The sequence below is a fragment of the Anaerosporobacter sp. genome, assembly GCF_965301125.1.
The window spans coordinates 6903-8721 of record NZ_CBDLAM010000158.1 but is presented as its reverse complement, the minus strand read 5'-3'; the positions used below and the strand labels follow the sequence as shown (position 1 = coordinate 8721).

The 1819-nt window shown below is 30.4% G+C and carries 2 protein-coding genes and 1 pseudogene; all 3 read left to right on the top strand.

What is annotated here, in order from left to right; all coding sequences use genetic code 11:
* Positions 1–56 precede the first annotated feature (56 nt).
* Positions 57–368: a hypothetical protein gene (locus ACW2QF_RS15045; RefSeq protein WP_455716826.1), complete on the top strand. Its 312-nt coding sequence runs from the start codon at positions 57–59 to the stop codon at positions 366–368.
* Between the two features lie 4 nt (positions 369–372).
* A complete protein-coding gene (locus tag ACW2QF_RS15040; protein WP_455716825.1) occupies positions 373–1407 on the top strand; it encodes a V0D/AC39 family V-type ATPase subunit in 1035 nt (344 codons plus the stop codon).
* Positions 1408–1426: 19 nt separating this feature from the next.
* Positions 1427–1819 (top strand): annotated as a pseudogene (locus ACW2QF_RS15035) (ATPase); the annotation flags it as partial.

Here is a 1819-nt window from a genome sequence, read left to right as displayed (position 1 = left end):
TCTTTTTTACTACTAATTAATATTAGTTACAAATAATCTGGAACAGGAGGAATCATATGGAGAAAGTAATTAACCTTTTGTATGATATTGAAGAAAAGGCAAATCGTATTATTTCTCGAACTGATGATCAAAAAAATGCAAAGCGTAGAGAAATCGATCATGAATTATCTGTGTTCGAGAATTCTTTAGCAGAGGAAACCAACAAACAAATTCAAGCCTTGCAAGATCAAGCAGACAAAGAACTTGAATTAGAGAGAAAAGCCCTCATTGATGATTGTGAAAAACAAATAGAAGAGCTAGAAACCACTTTTACTATGAATCATGATGCTTTGGTAGAACGTGTTTTTCAAAACATAATTGGGGCGTGATCAAATGTCAAATAATTTATTATCTTACAGTGGAATCACTACCAAAGTAAAGGCAATGGAAAGTAATTTATTCAAAAATGAAGATTATGTGAAAATCTCAAACTTAGAAACCGTACCTGAGTTCATTAATTTCTTAAAATCGAATCCATCTTATGAACCTTTATTTTCCGGATATGATGAAGGATATCTTCATAGAGGTCAGATTGAAGAATTAATTATAAACTCCTTGTTTGATAGTTTTTCAAGAATCTATCGTTTTTGTAATCGCGAGCAAAGAAAAGCTCTTATTTTCTTATCCTTTCGCTTTGAAACAAATATAATTAAATATTGTCTGCAACATGTTCATAATCAAGAATATGAATACAAAGGTTCAAACTTTGATGCTTTCTTTAGTAAGCGTCTGAAGATAAACCTAGAGCAGTTATCAACATCTAGAACAATGGATGAATTTATTAATATACTAAAGGATACAGATTACTATCCTATCTTAAAGGCCGTTCAGAATACGAATAATCCTACCTTATTCGATTATGAGATGCAATTAGATATCTATTACTTCAAAAAGGCATGGAAATTGAAAGATAAGTATCTAAAAGGAGATAGTAATAAAGCCTACACTGAACTACTAGGCAAAAAGATAGATTTACTTAATATTTTATGGATTTATCGTTCTAAAAAATATTATGATATTGACTCTAGCAAGATTTATTCGTACATAATTCCAATATCATATAAAATTAAGAAAAAAGAGATCACTGCTCTCATTGAAACGAATTCTGTAGATGAATTAATAACGTTAATGCATTCAAGTTACTACGTAAGGGCTTATGGAATAACGGAAATAAACTCCTTCGAAAGTTTGTATCGAACATTATTAATTAAGATTTACAAGTCAAATAAACAGAAGTATCCAAATTCTATGGCACCTGTGCAACAATTTCTTTACTTGAAAGAAATCGAGATAGATAAACTTACTACTGTTTTAGAGTGTATTCGTTATAAGTTACAACCTGACGAAATACTTAGTTATTTACAATAAGAGATTGGAGGTGTAGACGGTGATTGAAAAAATGAAATTTTTAAGTATCACAGGTCCTAAGAGTGATATTGATCGTGTAGCAAACACGTATTTATCAAAATATGAAATGCATCTAGAGAACGCATTATCCGAACTTAGTACAGTTCGCGATTTAAAACCATTTATTGAGATGAATCCTTATCGCGACTTAATGTCAAAGTCTGAAGAACTTGTTAAAAAAATAGATGAGAATTGCTCTGCTTCGCATAAATCTATGACGCCATCCGAGGCTGCAGATGTAATTACAAATGCTTTTTCAATGATAGATGATTTAGACTTACAAAAGAAAGCTTTAAAAGATAAAAAGACACACTATAAAGAACTTCTTCATACTATTGAGCCATTTAAAATGCTTAATTATGACTTGAAGAAA

Excerpts from the sequence above, each read along its gene's own strand:
- ACW2QF_RS15045 (WP_455716826.1), top strand. The coding sequence starts at position 57 with ATGGAGAAAGTAATTAACCTTTTGTATGATATTGAAGAAAAGGCAAAT.
- ACW2QF_RS15040 (WP_455716825.1), top strand. The coding sequence starts at position 373 with ATGTCAAATAATTTATTATCTTACAGTGGAATCACTACCAAAGTAAAG.